Source organism: Methylopila sp. Yamaguchi (assembly GCF_002897035.1).
Lineage (GTDB): Bacteria > Pseudomonadota > Alphaproteobacteria > Rhizobiales > Methylopilaceae > Methylopila.
In genome coordinates, this window is record NZ_BAUX01000006.1 from 199,837 (window position 1) to 215,480 (window position 15,644).

Consider the following 15,644-nt stretch of genomic DNA (forward strand, 5'->3'; position numbering starts at 1 on the left):
CGCCCCCGCCCGCGTCCAACCAGCTTTGAGGAGACGTCATGAGCGAGCCAGCCGTCCGCAAGGCGATCCGCGCCCGCCGCGCGCTCGCCTTCGCCCTCGCCGCCGCGACCGCGGTCTCGCCGATGGCGCTCGCGCCCGCCCAAGCCCGGCCGGCGCCCGACAGCTTCGCCGACCTCGCCGAAGGCCTGCTCGACTCGGTGGTGAACATCTCCACCTCGCAGAACGCCCCGGCCCAGAAGGAAGTGACCCCGCCGAAGGCGCCCGAGGGCTCGCCGTTCGAGGAGTTCTTCGACGAATTCTTCAACAAGCGGAACGGCCAGGGCGGCCCGCAGCAGCGGCAGCGCAAGCAGAGCTCGCTCGGCTCCGGCTTCGTGGTCGACGCCAGCGGGATCGTCGTCACCAACAATCACGTCATCGACGGCGCTGACGAGATCGTCGTGAACTTCCCCGACGGCACCAAGCTGACCGCCGAGCTCGTAGGCAAGGACGCCAAGACCGACATCGCAGTCCTGCGGGTGAAGCCCACGAAGCCGCTGAAGGCGGTGAAGTTCGGCGACGCGCAGAAGCTCAGGGTCGGGGACTGGGTGCTCGCGATCGGCAACCCGTTCGGTCTGGGCGGCTCGGTCTCGGCCGGCATCGTGTCGGCGCGCGACCGGAACATCAATTCCGGCCCCTACGACAACTTCATCCAGACCGACGCCGCCATCAACCGCGGCAACTCCGGCGGACCGCTGTTCAACATGAACGGCGAGGTCGTCGGCATCAACACGGCGATCATCTCGCCGTCCGGCGGCTCGATCGGCATCGGCTTCTCCGTCCCGGCGAACACCGCCCAGCCGGTGGTCGATCAGATCCTCAAGTTTGGCGAAACGCGCCGCGGCTGGATCGGCGTCCGCATCCAGCAGGTCACCGACGACATCGCCGAAAGCCTCGGCGTTTCGGGCGCCGAGAAGGGCGCGCTGATCGCCGGCGTCAACGACGACGGCCCCGCCGCAAAGGGAGGGATCGAAGTCGGCGACGTGGTGCTGAAGTTCGACGGCAAGAGCGTGCGCGACATGCGCGATCTGCCGCGGATCGTCGCCGACACCCCGATCGATCGCGAGGTCGAGGTGGTGCTGCTGCGCAAGGGCAAGCAGGAGACCCGCAAGATCACCGTGGGTCGGCTGGAGGAGGCCGAGCCGAAGAACGCCGCGCTGAAGCCCCCGACTGCGGCCGAAGAGCCGAAGACCGGCGCAGCGCTCGGCCTGCGGTTCTCGTCGGTTACGGATGAGCTGAAGACCAAGTTCCAGCTGAAGCCGGACGCCAAGGGCGTGGTCGTCACCGGCGTCGACGAGGGCTCGAACGCTCAGGAGAAGAACATCCAGCCCGGCGACCTGCTGATCGAGGTGGCGCAGGAGACGGTGCAGACGCCCTCCGACGTCGCCGCGCGCATCGATGCGCTGAAGAAGGACGGCAAGAAGACCGCGTTGCTTCTGCTCTCGAATCGCCAGGGCGACGTCCGGTTCGTGGCGGTGTCGATCGACTGAGCGCCGCCGTCCGACGGGGCGGAGAGGTTAGAGCTTCACCGCCTCGTTGAGTCGTCCGAGTTCGGCTTCGATCAGCTTCATCACGCCTTCGCTGGTGGTCGCAAGCGCGTTCATCTCCTGAGCGACCACGTTGAAGCCCACGCCGTGCTCGGCGGCGCGCGCCGCCTCTATGCGCGCGTTCAGCGCCAGCAGGCGCAGGGTCTTCAGCGTCTTGAAGATTTGCGCGATCGAGCCGTTCATCGCCTTCACGGAGGCGCGGCCGCTGTCGAGCTTTTCGGCCAGGCGCGTGAGTCGGCTGGACTCCAGGATGATGCCGTCGAGATACTGCGGCGTGCCGGTGACGGGATCGGGATCGCACGCGCCTCCGGTCTCGTGGACATAGCGCCAGCCGCCGTCCGGGGCCTTGAGGCGGTAGGCGACCTGCCACCGGCCTCCGGTCTCGAGCGCTTTGGCCACGGCGTCGTTGACGCTCTGGATGTCTTCGGGATGGATCAGCGCGCTGAACGACTTCCGCTGGCGCACGAACGCGTCGCCGTCCTCTCCGGTCAGGGCCTGGAAGCCCGACGACACCCACACCATCGCGTAGTCGTCGCGATTGAGGCCGCGATAGAGGAAGCCGTCGATGCGGCTGCCGATGCTTTCCGTGTAGTCCGCGAGATCGATGACCGCCGCGCCGCGCACGCTCGACATGGGAAGACCTTGGTCCAGAGCCGGGTCGAACGCGCCGCCCGCACGTCCGATCGTGGCGATTGGATCGTCACAGGCTTAACGAGACGTTTCGCGGGGCGAAAAATCGTTGCGCGGCACGGGGATGCGCCGAAAACGCCTTTCCGTTGGGCGCCGACATCGGCGGATCTGGGCTGCGGACTGATGACGACCGCGGAATTTGCTTAGCCGGCAGGCAAACGCGTCAGCCTGAGACGATCTCATCGGACGTGTAGCCCTGTAGATAGAGCAGGGCGCTGAGATCGCCGTGATCGATTCGCACGTGAGCCGCTTCTGCGACCGCAGGTTTCGCGTGGTAGGCCACTCCGAGCCCGGCCCCGCCCAGCATCGCGAGATCGTTCGCTCCGTCGCCCACCGCCAGCGTGTCCGTGCGATCCAGGCCCTTCGCTTTGATCAAGTCGTTCAGCGCGGCGAGCTTCGCGTCCCGGCCGAGGATCGGCTCCACCACCCGGCCCGCCAGCAGGTCCGCTTCCACCTCAAGCACGTTCGCGCGGTTCTCGTCGAAGCCGAGCTTCGCGGCCACGGCTTCGGTGAAGGCGGTGAACCCGCCCGAGACGAGCGCCGCGTAGGCGCCGTTCGCGCGCATGGTGGCGACGAGGGCGAGGCCGCCGGGCGTCAAAGTGATGCGTTGGTCCAGCACGTCGGCGATGGTCTCCGCGGCGGGCAGGCCCTTGAGCAGCGCGACTCGCTCGCGGAGCGCCGGCTCGAACTCGATCTCGCCGCGCATCGCCCGCTCGGTGATCGCGGCGACCTTGTCCTTCAGACCTAGCCCCGCGGCGAGTTCGTCCAGGCACTCCTGCTCGATCATGGTCGAATCCATGTCGGCGATGAGCAGGCGCTTGCGGCGGCCCTCGACCGCGACGACGGCGACGTCGACCGGAGCGCGTTCAATCGCGCCGAGAAGGCGACGGCGGAGCGCGCGGCGATCGCTCTCGCCCTCCACGATGAACTCGGCCGCGACGCCGCCGTCGAGCATCCGCACTTCGGCGCCTTGGACGACCTGCGCCGCCTTCATAACGAGCGCGGCGTCGACCACGGGCTCGTTCGGGTTGGCGATCAGCACGGCGGCGAGGGCGGACATGGACACTCCGGCGGAGAAGGAACGTGGCGGGCGCAATCCTCGTGTCTATAACGACCGCGCGGCGCGCAGGGAAACGGACGGCGCGCAGGTGAGGGCGATGAGACAGGATCCATGACGGCGCCGATCGCGGCGGTTCTGATCGCGGGCCCGACCGCCTCGGGCAAGTCGGCGCTGGCTCTCGCCCTCGCCGAACGCTGGGGCGGCGTGGTGGTCAACGCCGACGCCACGCAGGTCTACGCCGACCTTCGAGTCCTGAGCGCTCGTCCCGCGGACGCCGATCTCGCCCGCGCGCCTCATGCGCTCTACGGCCATGTAGACGGCGCAACGCCCTACGCCGTCGGATCCTGGCTAGAGGATGTTAAGGGCGTTTTGAGCGGCGGTCGTTTGCCGATTGTGGTCGGGGGAACAGGCCTCTATTTCGATGCGCTGACCCGAGGCTTGTCGACGGTGCCCGAGATTGCGCCGGAGATAAGAGAGCGGTGGCGCCGCGCCGGCGGGGCGGACGTCGATCTCCACGCGGAGCTCGCCGCGCGCGACCCGGTCATGGCGGCCCGGCTCAGGCCGTCCGATCCGCAGCGGCTCATGCGCGCGCTGGAGGTGATCGAGAGCACGGGCCGCTCGTTGAGCCGGTGGCAGCAGGAGACGGGCGCCCCGCTGCTTCCGCCGGAGGCAGCGCTCCGGCTGGTGCTGGCGCCGGACCGATCGGCCCTGGACCTCCGTATCGCGCGGCGGCTCGAGGCCATGCTGGAGGAGGGCGCAGCGGAGGAAGCCGAGCGCCTCGTCTCACGCGGTCTGTCCGAAGGAGCGCCCGTCATGAAGGCGGTCGGCGTCCAGGCCTTCGCCGCGTGGAAGCGCGGCGAAATCGCGCGGGAGGAGGCCGTCGAGCGCACCCGCCTCGACACGCGACGCTACGCCAAGCGGCAGTCGACGTGGTTTCGCAATCGCATGGCGGACTGGCGCCATGTGGCGCCCGAGGACGCGGAAGCGGCAGCCCTCGACGCGCTGGCGGCCAGGGGCGTCGGGGGACGGTAGGTCGTACGGCGGAGCGGCGGCTGTTACGCCGCCGCGGCCCGACGCTTCGCGCTTTCGGCCTCCGCCGCGGCGAGCAGGATGCAAATCGCGATCCCCTCTGAGGCCGCCTTCACGTCCGCAAGCGAGGGGAAGGACGGCGCCAGCCGGAGGTTCGAATCGTGCGGGTCCTTGCCATGAGGCCAGGTCGCCCCGGCGCCGGTCAGCAGCAGGCCGGCTTCCTTGGCGAGCTGGACCACGCGCGAGGCGGCGCCCTCGACCACGTCGACGCTGACGAAGTAGCCGCCCTCCGGCTTCGTCCAGCGCGCCGCGCCCGTCCCGGCGAGCCGGGCCTCGAGCGCGTCCGTCACCGCGGCGAACTTCGGGGCGAGCAGGGCGCGGTGCTTATCCATGTGGGCGTGCAGGCCCGCTTCATCCTTGAGGAAGCGGACGTGACGGAGCTGGTTCAGCTTGTCCGGCCCGATGGTGCGCTTCGAGGCGCTCGCCAGGAACCACTTCACGTTGGCGGCCGACGACGCGAAGAACGACAGGCCTGCGCCGGCGAGCGTCATCTTGGAGGTCGAGGCGAAAACGAAGGCGCGGTCGGGGTTGCCGGCCTCGGCGCAGGCGTCGACGACGTTGAGGATCTCGCGCTTCGCCTCCGTCAGGTGATGCAGGACATAGGCGTTGTCCCAGAACAGCCGGAAGTCCGGCGCCCCGGTCTTCATGGTCGCGAGCCGACGGATGGTCTCGTCGGAATAGACGTCCGCCGACGGGTTGGCGTACTTCGGGACGTTCCACATGCCCTTTACGGAGGGGTCGCGGACCAGTTCCTCCACCTTGTCCATGTCGGGCCCGTCGCCGACGAGCGGAACGGGGATCATCCTGATCCCGTACTCCTCACAGATGGCGAAGTGCCGGTCGTAGCCGGGGACAGGGCACAGGAAGGCGATGTCGCTCTCCTTGCTCCAGGGTCGCTCCGATCCCGGAACGCCCTTAAGCAGAGCCCAGACGATCGTGTCGTGCATCAGCGCGAGGCTGGAGTTGTCGCCCACGACGATGCGGTCCGGGGTGGCGCCCAGCGTGCCGGCGAACAGCGCGCGGGTCTCGGCGAGACCTTGGACGCCGCCATAGTTGCGGGCGTCCTCGCCGGCTTCGGAAATGTGGTCGCGGTTGCCCGGCAGGGCGAGCATGCCTTCCGCGAGGTCGAGTTGCTCCGGCGCCGGCTTGCCGCGGGTCATGTCGAGCTTCAGCCCGCGGGCGCGGAACGCGTCGTAGTCGGCGCGGGTGCGGGCCGTCAGGCCCTCGAGATCGGCGGCGGAGAGATCGGCGAGCACGGCGGGCGTCCTTGAAACGAAGGGCCTAAGTCTTTCGGCGACGCTATACGCGCGCGAGCGTCGCCGCGCCAGCAGGCGCCGACGTCAATTCAGCGCCTGCGGCGTCATGGTATACCTGTCGACGAGACACTCGAGCGGACGCAGGGCGGACCATGCGCATTCTGGTTTTCCAGCATCTCGACGTAGAGCATCCCGGCGTGTTCCGCGACATTTGGGACGCCAAGGGCCATGACTGGATCCCGGTCGAACTCGACGCCGGCGAGCCGATTCCGGAGCTCGAGGGGTTCGACATGCTGGCGGTCATGGGCGGCCCCATGGACGTCTGGCAGGAGGACGCGCATCCCTGGCTCAAGCCCGAGAAGGCCGCCATCCGCAGTTGGGTGCGGGATCTGCGCCGACCCTATTTCGGCGTCTGCCTGGGTCATCAGTTGCTCGCAGATGCGCTTGGCGGCCGGGTGACGCCGATGGACGCGCCCGAGGTTGGACTGGCGCGAGTCGATCTTACGGAGGCCGGAGCGTCCGATCCGATCTTCGACGGATTTCCGCGGACGATCGAAACCCTGCAGTGGCACGGCTGCGAAGTGTCCAAGCTGCCGGAGGGCGCCGTCGCTCTCGCCGCCAACGCCGCCTGCGCGGTGCAGGCGATGCGGTGGGGCGACCGCGCCTACGGCTTTCAATACCACTCCGAAATCACGCCCCAGACGACCGAGGACTGGACGCGGATCCCGGAGTACCGCGCGAGCCTCGAGCAGGCGCTCGGGGTGGAGGCCGCCGCGGGCCTAGGCGCGCAGGTCGAGCCGAAGCTGCCGGCGTTTCGCGCCGACGCGGAACGGCTCGACCGCAACTTCGCGGCGATCGTGGCGAAGCTCGGCGCCACGGTCTGAACGGTTCGCGTCAGCGGGCGGGCGGGGCGGGGCTGTCCGTCGCCAGGCGCTTGGTCGGGGCGGGACGACTTGCCCGCGCGCGCTCCGGCCCCCGGCGTCGGGCCCCGATCAGGCTCGACGCCGCGGCCGCCAGCCCGAACGCCAGCGCCCAACCGGCGGGGCGGACGCCATAGCCGGGATCGAGGTTCGCGCCCAGCACGCGCCAAGGATCGACGCCTGTGGCGAGCCCGTACCACAGCGCTTCGGAGGCGGCCGTGAACAGGCCGGTCGCGACGGCGAGGCCGAGCAACCAGGGCAGGGCGATCTCGCGGCCGTCGTGACGGGCCTGCAGCCAGCGCCAGCCCATGGCCCAGCCGAACAGGCCCCACATCAGCATGGGTTCGCCGACATCGAGCTTGGACTGCATGGCGAAGTGCAGCACGGCAAGACCCGCGATGCCGTAGGCCGCCTTGTGGAGCTGGCCCCAGCGCTTCGCCCCCATCCGCCGCACCATGCCGTCGGTGGAGGTGGCCCCCAAGGCGATCAGGCCGAGCAGCGCCACGAAGCCGACCGCAAGATAGATCCGCAAGACGATCTCGGTCGCGATCCGGCTCAGCACGAGCTCCTGGTCGATCGCGTAGAGCCCAAGATGGAGGGCGGCGTAGGCCAGCGCCGCCAGCCCGATGCGGCGGCGCACGAGCTGCAGCCGGCTCCAGTGCCAGAGCCGCCGGAACGGGGTGACGGCGAGCGACAGCAGCAAGAACCGGAAGGCCCAATCGCCAGTTAAATGGATGGCGTCGTAGATCGGACGGGCCGAGGCTTCTCCTCCCGGCCGCAGCGCCGCGCCGGAGGCCGCGCCGCCGAACGCGGAGGGTCCGTCGGGCGCGAGGCCCGGCGGGACGCCGAAGGGCGGCGCGAGGGCTGGGCCCGAGAAGTCGCCGTTCGCGGCGCGCAGGGCGAGCCAGACGGCCGGGGCCATGAGAGCCAGGAGCGTGAGCGCCAGCAGTGGCGAGAAGCGGCCGGAACGGTCGCGAAGGAGCGGCATCGGAACGTCCTGCGTGGTGGTTCGATCTCGTCTACGAAACCTTCGGTTCGGCCGTTACCCCGGCGACGTCCGTCGCTGAGAAAAGCGCAAAACCCCTTAAATTTGAGAGGCGTCGCGAACCCCGGCTTAGGGCGTGCGTGGCATTGTGAAGGCCAGTCACAGGTGCCCCCGCCCCATGTTCAAGCTGCGTGATGTGCGTGCGTTCGTTCGAGTCCCGCGAATACGAAATCGTAGCGCCGCCCTGTCGTTGTGCTACGCGGTCGGCCTCTTGGCCGATCAGATCATAGGCGTCGGGGCCGCGGGGTATCCATTGCTCCTGATCGCGGCGCCGGCGGCGGTCGGCATGCTGGTGCGCACGGGCGATCGGCTCGATCCGATCGATCTGCTGAAGCTGTTCGCGGTCCACATCGTCATGGGCCTGCTCTTTCGCTTTCCGCCGGAGGCGACGCTCTGGGCCGGCGCGCGCGACGTCGCGACGATCGCGGTCGGCGTGCTCGCCTTCCAGCTGATGCGCCGCCGTGGCGCGGTCGCGTCTCCCATCGGCCTGATGGGCGCGCTCCTCGTCGTCGCCCTCGCAAGCTCGCTTGCGGCGGTGGCGGTCGAAGCGGCGGCCATGCTCGGCGGCGGCGCGCTCGACGGGGTCCGGCTCGCCGCGCTGATGATGGTCGGCGTGGTCTCGATGACCCTGATGCTGTCGATCAGCATCACGCAAGGCAGGGACCGGTCGAAATCTTTTCTCGACAGTCAGGTGACCAACGAACGCGAGCCCCGCGCCTGGGAATATGTCGGCGCGGCGGCGGTCGCCATGCTCATGGTCGAGTTTTCGATCGTGACCGGCTGGCCGGTGGCGGCCCTGGCGGCGTCGGTCGCTCTGCTCTGGTTCGCGCTGCGGCTTGGCCTGTTCGCGACGACGGTCGCGGCTTTCGGTTTCGCGGTCCTCTTCCTCATGCACGGCGCGGCCGCGCCCTGGCCGGAGCCGTTTAGCCCCGCGCGCACGGCGGCGGGCGACATCCTGCGCTACGTCGCGCTCGCCTTGCTGGCGACGCCGAGCATCGTCGTCGCGACGGTCGTGTTCGAGCAACAGCGCCTTAAGCGGATGTTCGCCTACCGCGCGCGCCACGACGCGCTCACGCGCCTCACCAACCGTGCCCACTTTCTCGAGATGCTGCACGCCTACGCCGAAGCGGCCCGCCGCCAGGAGCGGCGATTCCTTTTGCTGCTCGTCGATCTCGATCACTTCAAGGCGGTCAACGACACGTTCGGCCACGCGCGCGGCGACAAGATGCTGATCGCGGTGTCGTCGCGCATCCGCGCCTCCTTCCGGGCGACCGACGTCGTCGCGCGCCTAGGCGGCGACGAATTCGCCGTGATCGCGCCGATCTCCTCGGTCGAGGACGCCATGAGGCTCGCCAAACGCGTCGTCGACAACGTCTACCAGGACTGCGATCTCGAGGGCGTCTCCCTCCGCCCGAGCGTCACCGTCGGCGGGGTGCTCGCGCCGGACAACGGCGCCGGGTCGGAGCGGCTGCTGCTGCTTGCGGACGAGGCGCTCTACAAGGCGAAGGCCGCCGGCCGGAACTGTTGGCGGTTCGCGGGCGACGAGCTGCGGCGGCCGGCGATGCTCCCCCCGGCTGCGGCGGTCGCGGCTCCCGACCACGAGTTCGAGACGGTTTTCATCGACTGAACCTCGGTCGGCATGCGGGCGCCGCGCCTGCCGGCGCTCATCACTGGGGCAAGCTTTATGCCTTGACGAGCGAACGGCGCGCGCGTAGCGTCCGCGCAACTTTACGACAGGAGCGGCCACGTGGCGCGCAATCTCATTCTCGTAAGCAGGGCGTCATCCCAGGAGCGGACCAGATAGGTTCGCTTCCGAGTGATGACGCCTAAGCCAAGGGCTCCCCAGCGGGCCCTTTTTTGTTGTCCGGCGTCCAACGCGGCGTCGGGTGGTTTCAGGGTCGATACGGCGAAAGGACAAACGCCATGACCGAGATGATGACCGGCGCGGAGATGGTCGTCCGCGCGCTGCAGGATCAGGGCGTCGAGCACATCTTCGGCTATCCCGGCGGCGCGGTGCTTCCGATCTACGACGCGCTTTTTCAGCAGGACAAGGTCGAGCACGTGCTCGTCCGGCACGAGCAGGGCGCGGCGCACGCGGCCGAGGGCTACGCGCGTTCGACGGGCAAGCCCGGCCTTGTGCTCGTCACCTCCGGCCCCGGCGCAACGAACGCCGTGACGGGCCTGACCGACGCGCTGATGGACTCGATCCCGCTGATCTGCATCACCGGCCAGGTCCCGACGCATCTCATCGGCTCGGACGCGTTCCAGGAGTGCGACACGGTCGGCATCACCCGGCCCTGCACCAAGCACAATTACCTGGTGAAGGACGTCAACGAGCTCGCGCAGATCCTGCATGAGGCGTTCTACGTCGCGACCAACGGCCGGCCGGGGCCCGTCGTCATCGACATCCCGAAGGACGTCCAGTTCGCGACCGGCGCCTACGTCGGACCGCAGAACGTCGTCCATAAGAGCTACCAGCCCAAGGTCGAGGGGGACATCGAGCGCATCAAGGCGGCGGTGCAGCTGATCGCCTCCGCAAAGAAGCCGGTGTTCTACACCGGCGGCGGCGTCATCAACTCCGGTCCGCGGGCGAGCGAGTTGCTGCGCGAATTCGCGGCCCTCACCGGCGCGCCGGTGACTTCGACGCTGATGGGCCTCGGCGCCTATCCGGCTTCGGGCCCGGCGTGGCTCGGCATGCTCGGCATGCACGGGACTTACGAGGCCAACCACGCGATGCACGATTGCGACGTGATGGTCTGCATCGGAGCCCGCTTCGACGACCGCATCACCGGCCGGCTCGACGCGTTCTCGCCGAACTCGAAGAAGATCCACATCGACATCGACCCGTCGCAGATCAACAAGAACGTCAAGGTTCAGATCCCGATCATCGGCGACGTCGCCCATGTCCTCGCCGACATGATCCGGATCTGGAAAGCGACTTCCGCCAAGATCGACGCCGACGCGCTCGCCTCCTGGTGGAGCGAGGTCGACGGCTGGCGCGCGCGCAAGAGCCTCGGCTACCGGGGTTCGCAGGAGGTCATCAAGCCTCAGCATGCGATCGAGCGGCTGTACGAGCTGACCAAGAACCGGAAGACCTACATCACCACCGAGGTCGGCCAGCATCAGATGTGGGCGGCGCAGTACTACCGCTTCGAGGAGCCGAACCGCTGGATGACCTCCGGCGGCCTCGGCACCATGGGCTACGGACTGCCGGCGGCGGTGGGCGTCCAGAAGGCGCATCCCGACGCGCTCGTCATCGACATCGCCGGCGAAGCCTCGATCCAGATGATGCTTCAGGAGCTATCGACCGCGGTCCAGTACAAGCTGCCGGTCAAGGTGTTCATCCTGAACAACGAGTACATGGGCATGGTGCGGCAGTGGCAGCAGCTGCTGCACGGCGGCCGTTACTCCAACTCGTACTCCGAGGCGCTGCCGGACTTCGTGAAGCTGGCGGAAGCCTATGGCGGCACGGGCATCCGGGTGCAGGACCCCGCGGACCTCGACGCAGCCATCCAGGCGATGATCGACGCGCCGGGCTTCGCCGTCGTCGACTGCCTCGTCGACAAGATGGAGAACTGCTTCCCGATGATCCCCTCGGGGCGGGCGCACAACGAGATGCTGCTCAACGACGACGCGGACGAGAGCATCAACGCCGCGATCACGGGCGCCGGCCAGGCGCTGGTGTGATCCGCGCCTGAAGGACGCGTCATCCCGGACGGCCGAAGGCCGATCCGGGACCGTCCTCAGGATCGAGCGCCCTTTTCTTCGGAAGACGATCCCGGCTCTCGCTCCGCACGACCGGGATGACGTCCTTGTCCAACGCATAAGAAGAACCCCATGCCGCCTCTGCCGACCGGTTCCGCCTACTTCATGGACGACGCGCATCCGCCGCTCGCCCGCCACACGCTCGCGATCCTCGTCGACAACGAGCCTGGCGTGCTCGCCCGCGTCATCGGCCTGTTCTCGGGTCGCGGCTACAACATCGACAGCCTGACGGTGTCCGAGGTCAGCCACGAGAGCCATCTCTCCCGCATCACCATCGTGACCACGGGTCCCGACGGCGTCGTCGATCAGATCAAGAGCCAGCTGGACCGGCTGGTGCCGGTGCATTCGGTGGTCGACCTCACGCTGACCGGCAAGGCGCTGGAGCGCGAACTGCTGCTCGTGAAGGTGCGCGGCAAAGGCGACGATCGCGTCGAGGCTCTGCGCATCGCCGAGGCGTTCCGCGCCCGGGTGATCGACGCGACGACCGAAAGCTTCGTGTTCGAGCTGACGGGCAAGCCCGACAAGCTCGATCAGTTCATCTCGCTGATGGTGCCGCTCGGCCTCGTGGAGGTGGCGCGCACCGGCGTCGCCGCGATCGCTCGCGGCCCCGAGGGCATGGCGGCCTGATCCGAGGGCGACCCCGTCCGACGGTTCCCGGAAGACATCCTTAACGCTCCTTGGAAATGTGGCGGAAATGCGCGGCGGCACCTTCCGCGCGACGTGGACCGTCGTTTGCGCGCTGGATAGAGTTCCTGTGCCTGCACCCCTTTTTGTCCGTCGAACGAAAGGGGCGCGCTCTTCGGGCATGGGGGATCGGATGTTTCGTGGGGCCAAAACGGGTCTAGCCGCAGCGTGCTTGGCGGTCGGCCTCGCGACCGCCGCTCAGGCGTTCGAACCGGTTCGCACCGACCGGTTGGTGTCGAAGGTCGACGACACGAAAATCCTCGTCCATCTGCGGGAGTTGCAGGCGATTGCAGAGCGGCGCGGCGGCAATCGCGCCTCGGCAACTCTTGGATACCTCGACAGCGTCCGTTACGTCCGCAGCGCCCTGGCGGCGGCGGGCTACGACGCTCAGGCCCGACCGTTCGAGTTCGACCTGTTCACTGAGAACGCCCCACCGGTCTTCAACAGGATCGGGCCAGATCCGACCACGTTCACGCCCGACGTCGACTTTGCGACCGCGGAGTACTCCGGGAAGGGCGACGTCCGTGGATTGGTCGCGCGGGTGGGGCATACTCAGGTGCCGCCGCCCGCCGAACCGGGCTCGACAAGCGGGTGTCTGGCGCGTGATTTCAACGCCGTGTCGGGCCGCATCGCGCTGATCCAGCGCGGCACGTGCTCGTTCCTTCAGAAGGTGCGGCTGGCGGAGGCCGCCGGCGCAATCGGCGCAATCATCTTCAACGAAGGGCAGCCCGGGAGGGACGACCTTCTCGTCCCGACGTTCAGCGAGCGGGTGGCGATTCCGGTGGTCGGCGCCACCTACGCGCTCGGGCGGCGACTCTACGAGCAGTCGTTCAACGGCGCCGTTCGTGTTCGGCTGGTGGTGGACGCAACCACGGAGACGGTCGCGAGCTACAACGTCATCGCCGAATTGCCGGGGCGCAACGCCGACCGGACCGTCGTGGTCGGCGCCCACCTCGACTCGGTCGCGGCGGGGCCGGGGATCAACGACAACGGCTCAGGCGCGGCGGCGCTGCTGACGATCGCAAGCGAGCTCAAGGCGCTCGGCCTCCAGCCGCAGAACACCGTCCGCTTCGCCTTCTGGGGCGGCGAGGAATCTGGCTTGCGCGGGTCGACGCACTACGTCACGCAACTGACGGACGCCCAGCGCGCGAAGATCGCGTTGAACCTCAACTTCGATATGCTGGGTTCGCCGAACTTCGTGCGGTTCGTCTACGACGGCGACGGCTCGATCGGCGATCCCGGCCCGCCCGGCTCGGACATCATCGAGCAGGTCTTCACGGACTTCTTCGACAGCCGCAACCTTCCGAGCGCGCCGAGCTTGTTCGATGGACGCTCAGACTATTTCGCCTTCATCGAGGCCGGCATCCCTGCGGGCGGTCTGTTCTCCGGCGCGGAGGACCGGAAGTCGGCGGCCGAAGCGGAGCGGTTCGGAGGCGCGGCGGGCGAGCCCTATGACGCCTGCTACCATCAGGCGTGCGACACGATCGCCAACGTGAACCCCGGCGTGCTCCGGCAGATGGCCAAGGCCGCCGCGCACGCGGTGTACACCTTCGCCATGACCAAGGAAGACGTCCGGGCCGCCCCCACAGCCCGATCGTCTCAGCCTCGTCCGAACGCCGCCGCGAAGGCGGAGTACCGCGGGCCGAAGCTGGTGCGCTGACGCCGGCGAGGCTCGCGCGCAGACGCGCCCTGGTCTGTACGGGGAAGACTTAGACCGGGCGTGGCTCGCGCGAGATCAGGCTTGCGCAGCCCGGCGGAATGGGCCATACGACCGAACCGTAACGTACGGTACGGCAAGATGGACGGCGGCGGTCGAGACGGTCAGAGCGAGGGAATGACGGAGCGGCGCGAAGCTGTGCTCGCCGCCGTGCTCGCGCTTCTCGTCGAAAAGGGCGCCGCGGCTCTCACTATGACGGCTGTCGCTCGCAGCGCGAGTTGCTCCAAGGAAACGCTTTACAAGTGGTTCGGCGACCGCGACGGGCTGCTCACCGAGACCGTCCGCTGGCAGGCGTCCAAGGTCCGGGCCGGCGCTTACGACCGCCAGCATCTCGACGCCGGCGCGTTGCGGGAGAGCCTCGAGGGCTTCGCAGCGAACTGGCTGAGCGTGATCTCGTCCGAGACCTCGGTCGCCCTGAACCGCGTGGCGATCGGGCAGGCCGAGACCCTGGGCGGGATCGTGCTGGCGAACGGGCGCTTCGCGATCGGGGAGCGGCTCAAAGGCCTGCTGCTGGACGCGCGGAGCGCTGGACTGGTCGCCTTCGACGACGCCGAGGAGGCGTTCCGCACCTTCTTCGGCCTCGTGGGCCGGGACGTTCAGATCCGCTTGCTGCTCGGCGACCGGTTCACGATCGACGACGCCGCCATAGCCGACGACGCGCGGCGCGCCGTCCAACAGTTCCTTGCCCTGTATGGGGCGACGAAAACGCCGGCGAAGGCCGGCTGATCTCCACGAAAACTCCCATAGGGAAGGGCCTCAGGATGCGCGTTTATTACGACCGCGACGCCGATATCAACCTCATCAAGGGCAAGTCCGTCGCCGTGATCGGCTACGGCAGCCAGGGCCATGCGCACGCGCTCAACATGCGCGACAGCGGCGTGACGAACGTGATCATCGGCCTGCGGCCGGGCTCCGCTTCGGCGAAGAAGGCCGAAGCGGAAGGCTTCAAGGTCATGTCGCCGGCCGAGGCCGCGAAGGTGGCCGACGTGGTCATGATGCTGACCCCGGACGAACTGCAGGCGGACATCTACAAGGAGAGCCTTGAGGGCAACATGAAGGAGGGCGCGGCCCTTCTCTTCGCGCATGGCCTCAACGTGCACTTCAACCTGATCGAGCCGCGCAAGGACATCGACGTCCTGATGGTGGCTCCCAAGGGCCCGGGTCACACCGTCCGCGGCGAGTATCAGAAGGGCGGCGGCGTGCCGTCGCTGATCGCGATCGCCCAGGACTACACCGGCAACGCGCACGACATCGGCCTGTCCTACGCCTCGGCCATCGGCGGCGGCCGCGCCGGCATCATCGAGACCACGTTCAAGGAAGAGTGCGAGACCGACCTGTTCGGCGAGCAGGTCGTCCTCTGCGGCGGCCTCGTCGAGCTGATCCGCGCCGGCTTCGAGACGCTGGTCGAGGCGGGCTACGCTCCCGAGATGGCTTACTTCGAGTGCCTCCACGAGGTGAAGCTGATCGTCGACCTCATCTATGAGGGCGGCATCGCCAACATGAACTACTCGATCTCGAACACCGCCGAGTACGGCGAGTACGTCACCGGACCGCGCATCATCACCCCCGAGACCAAGCTCGAGATGAAGCGCGTGCTGGCCGACATCCAGGGCGGGATCTTTACCCGCAACTGGATGCTGGAGAACAAGGTCAACCAGACCTCGTTCAAGGCGACCCGCGCGAAGAACGACGCTCACCAGATCGAAGAGGTCGGCGAGAAGCTCCGCGCCATGATGCCGTGGATCAAGGCCAAGGCCATGGTCGACAAGGCCAAGAACTAAGACGCACAGAAGGGCCCGGAGCAGACTTTGGGCCCTTCGCCCCTCGGGCGCGGC

General features: G+C 68.3%; 13 protein-coding genes. 9 read left to right on the top strand and 4 right to left on the bottom strand.

Going from position 1 to position 15,644, the window contains the following annotated elements:
- Window positions 1-38 precede the first annotated feature (38 nt).
- Complete coding sequence (locus tag METY_RS09370) at window positions 39-1,526, top strand: Do family serine endopeptidase (RefSeq protein WP_103121117.1); 1,488 nt, start codon at window positions 39-41, stop codon at window positions 1,524-1,526.
- A 27-nt stretch (window positions 1,527-1,553) separates the two neighbouring features.
- Here METY_RS09370 and METY_RS21665 read toward each other — a convergent pair whose 3' ends face one another.
- Complete coding sequence (locus METY_RS21665; RefSeq protein WP_103121118.1) at window positions 1,554-2,216, bottom strand: PAS domain-containing protein; 663 nt, start codon at window positions 2,214-2,216, stop codon at window positions 1,554-1,556.
- A 220-nt stretch (window positions 2,217-2,436) separates the two neighbouring features.
- Window positions 2,437-3,333, bottom strand: a complete 897-nt coding sequence (gene serB, locus METY_RS09380; protein ID WP_103121119.1) for a phosphoserine phosphatase SerB — start codon at window positions 3,331-3,333, stop codon at window positions 2,437-2,439.
- 111 nt (window positions 3,334-3,444) lie between these two features.
- Here serB and miaA point away from each other — a divergent pair, with 111 nt between their 5' ends.
- Window positions 3,445-4,365: a tRNA (adenosine(37)-N6)-dimethylallyltransferase MiaA gene (gene miaA / locus METY_RS09385; RefSeq protein ID WP_103121120.1), complete on the top strand. Its 921-nt coding sequence runs from the start codon at window positions 3,445-3,447 to the stop codon at window positions 4,363-4,365.
- A 23-nt stretch (window positions 4,366-4,388) separates the two neighbouring features.
- Here the strand turns inward: miaA and METY_RS09390 are convergent, their stop codons facing one another.
- Complete coding sequence (locus METY_RS09390; protein WP_103121121.1) at window positions 4,389-5,678, bottom strand: aminotransferase class I/II-fold pyridoxal phosphate-dependent enzyme; 1,290 nt, start codon at window positions 5,676-5,678, stop codon at window positions 4,389-4,391.
- Between the two features lie 152 nt (window positions 5,679-5,830).
- On the opposite strand from METY_RS09390, the gene METY_RS09395 reads away from it, so the two are divergent.
- Complete coding sequence (locus tag METY_RS09395; protein WP_103121122.1) at window positions 5,831-6,562, top strand: type 1 glutamine amidotransferase; 732 nt, start codon at window positions 5,831-5,833, stop codon at window positions 6,560-6,562.
- Between the two features lie 10 nt (window positions 6,563-6,572).
- Here METY_RS09395 and METY_RS09400 read toward each other — a convergent pair whose 3' ends face one another.
- Window positions 6,573-7,586 carry a sulfite oxidase heme-binding subunit YedZ gene (locus METY_RS09400; protein WP_103121123.1) on the bottom strand — a complete coding sequence of 338 codons (1,014 nt, stop codon included), beginning with the start codon at window positions 7,584-7,586 and terminating at the stop codon, window positions 6,573-6,575.
- Window positions 7,587-7,854: 268 nt separating this feature from the next.
- On the opposite strand from METY_RS09400, the gene METY_RS09405 reads away from it, so the two are divergent.
- The 6 genes from METY_RS09405 to ilvC all read left to right on the top strand — a co-directional run bounded on the left by METY_RS09405 (window position 7,855) and on the right by ilvC (window position 15,590).
- Complete coding sequence (locus METY_RS09405) at window positions 7,855-9,270, top strand: GGDEF domain-containing protein (protein ID WP_160147336.1); 1,416 nt, start codon at window positions 7,855-7,857, stop codon at window positions 9,268-9,270.
- A gap of 296 nt (window positions 9,271-9,566) precedes the next feature.
- Window positions 9,567-11,330, top strand: coding sequence for an acetolactate synthase 3 large subunit (locus METY_RS09410; protein ID WP_103121125.1), 1,764 nt, complete (start codon window positions 9,567-9,569; stop codon window positions 11,328-11,330).
- Window positions 11,331-11,480: 150 nt separating this feature from the next.
- Window positions 11,481-12,035 carry an acetolactate synthase small subunit gene (gene ilvN, locus METY_RS09415; protein WP_103121126.1) on the top strand — a complete coding sequence of 185 codons (555 nt, stop codon included), beginning with the start codon at window positions 11,481-11,483 and terminating at the stop codon, window positions 12,033-12,035.
- A 229-nt stretch (window positions 12,036-12,264) separates the two neighbouring features.
- Window positions 12,265-13,752, top strand: coding sequence for a M20/M25/M40 family metallo-hydrolase (locus METY_RS09420; protein ID WP_160147337.1), 1,488 nt, complete (start codon window positions 12,265-12,267; stop codon window positions 13,750-13,752).
- Between the two features lie 174 nt (window positions 13,753-13,926).
- Window positions 13,927-14,535 (top strand): TetR/AcrR family transcriptional regulator C-terminal domain-containing protein, encoded by a 609-nt coding sequence (locus METY_RS09425; protein WP_103121128.1) that lies wholly within the window; start codon window positions 13,927-13,929, stop codon window positions 14,533-14,535.
- A gap of 35 nt (window positions 14,536-14,570) precedes the next feature.
- The gene (gene ilvC / locus METY_RS09430; protein ID WP_103121129.1) at window positions 14,571-15,590 is read left to right on the top strand and encodes a ketol-acid reductoisomerase; all 1,020 of its coding nucleotides are present in this window, start codon (window positions 14,571-14,573) and stop codon (window positions 15,588-15,590) included.
- Window positions 15,591-15,644 lie beyond the last annotated feature (54 nt).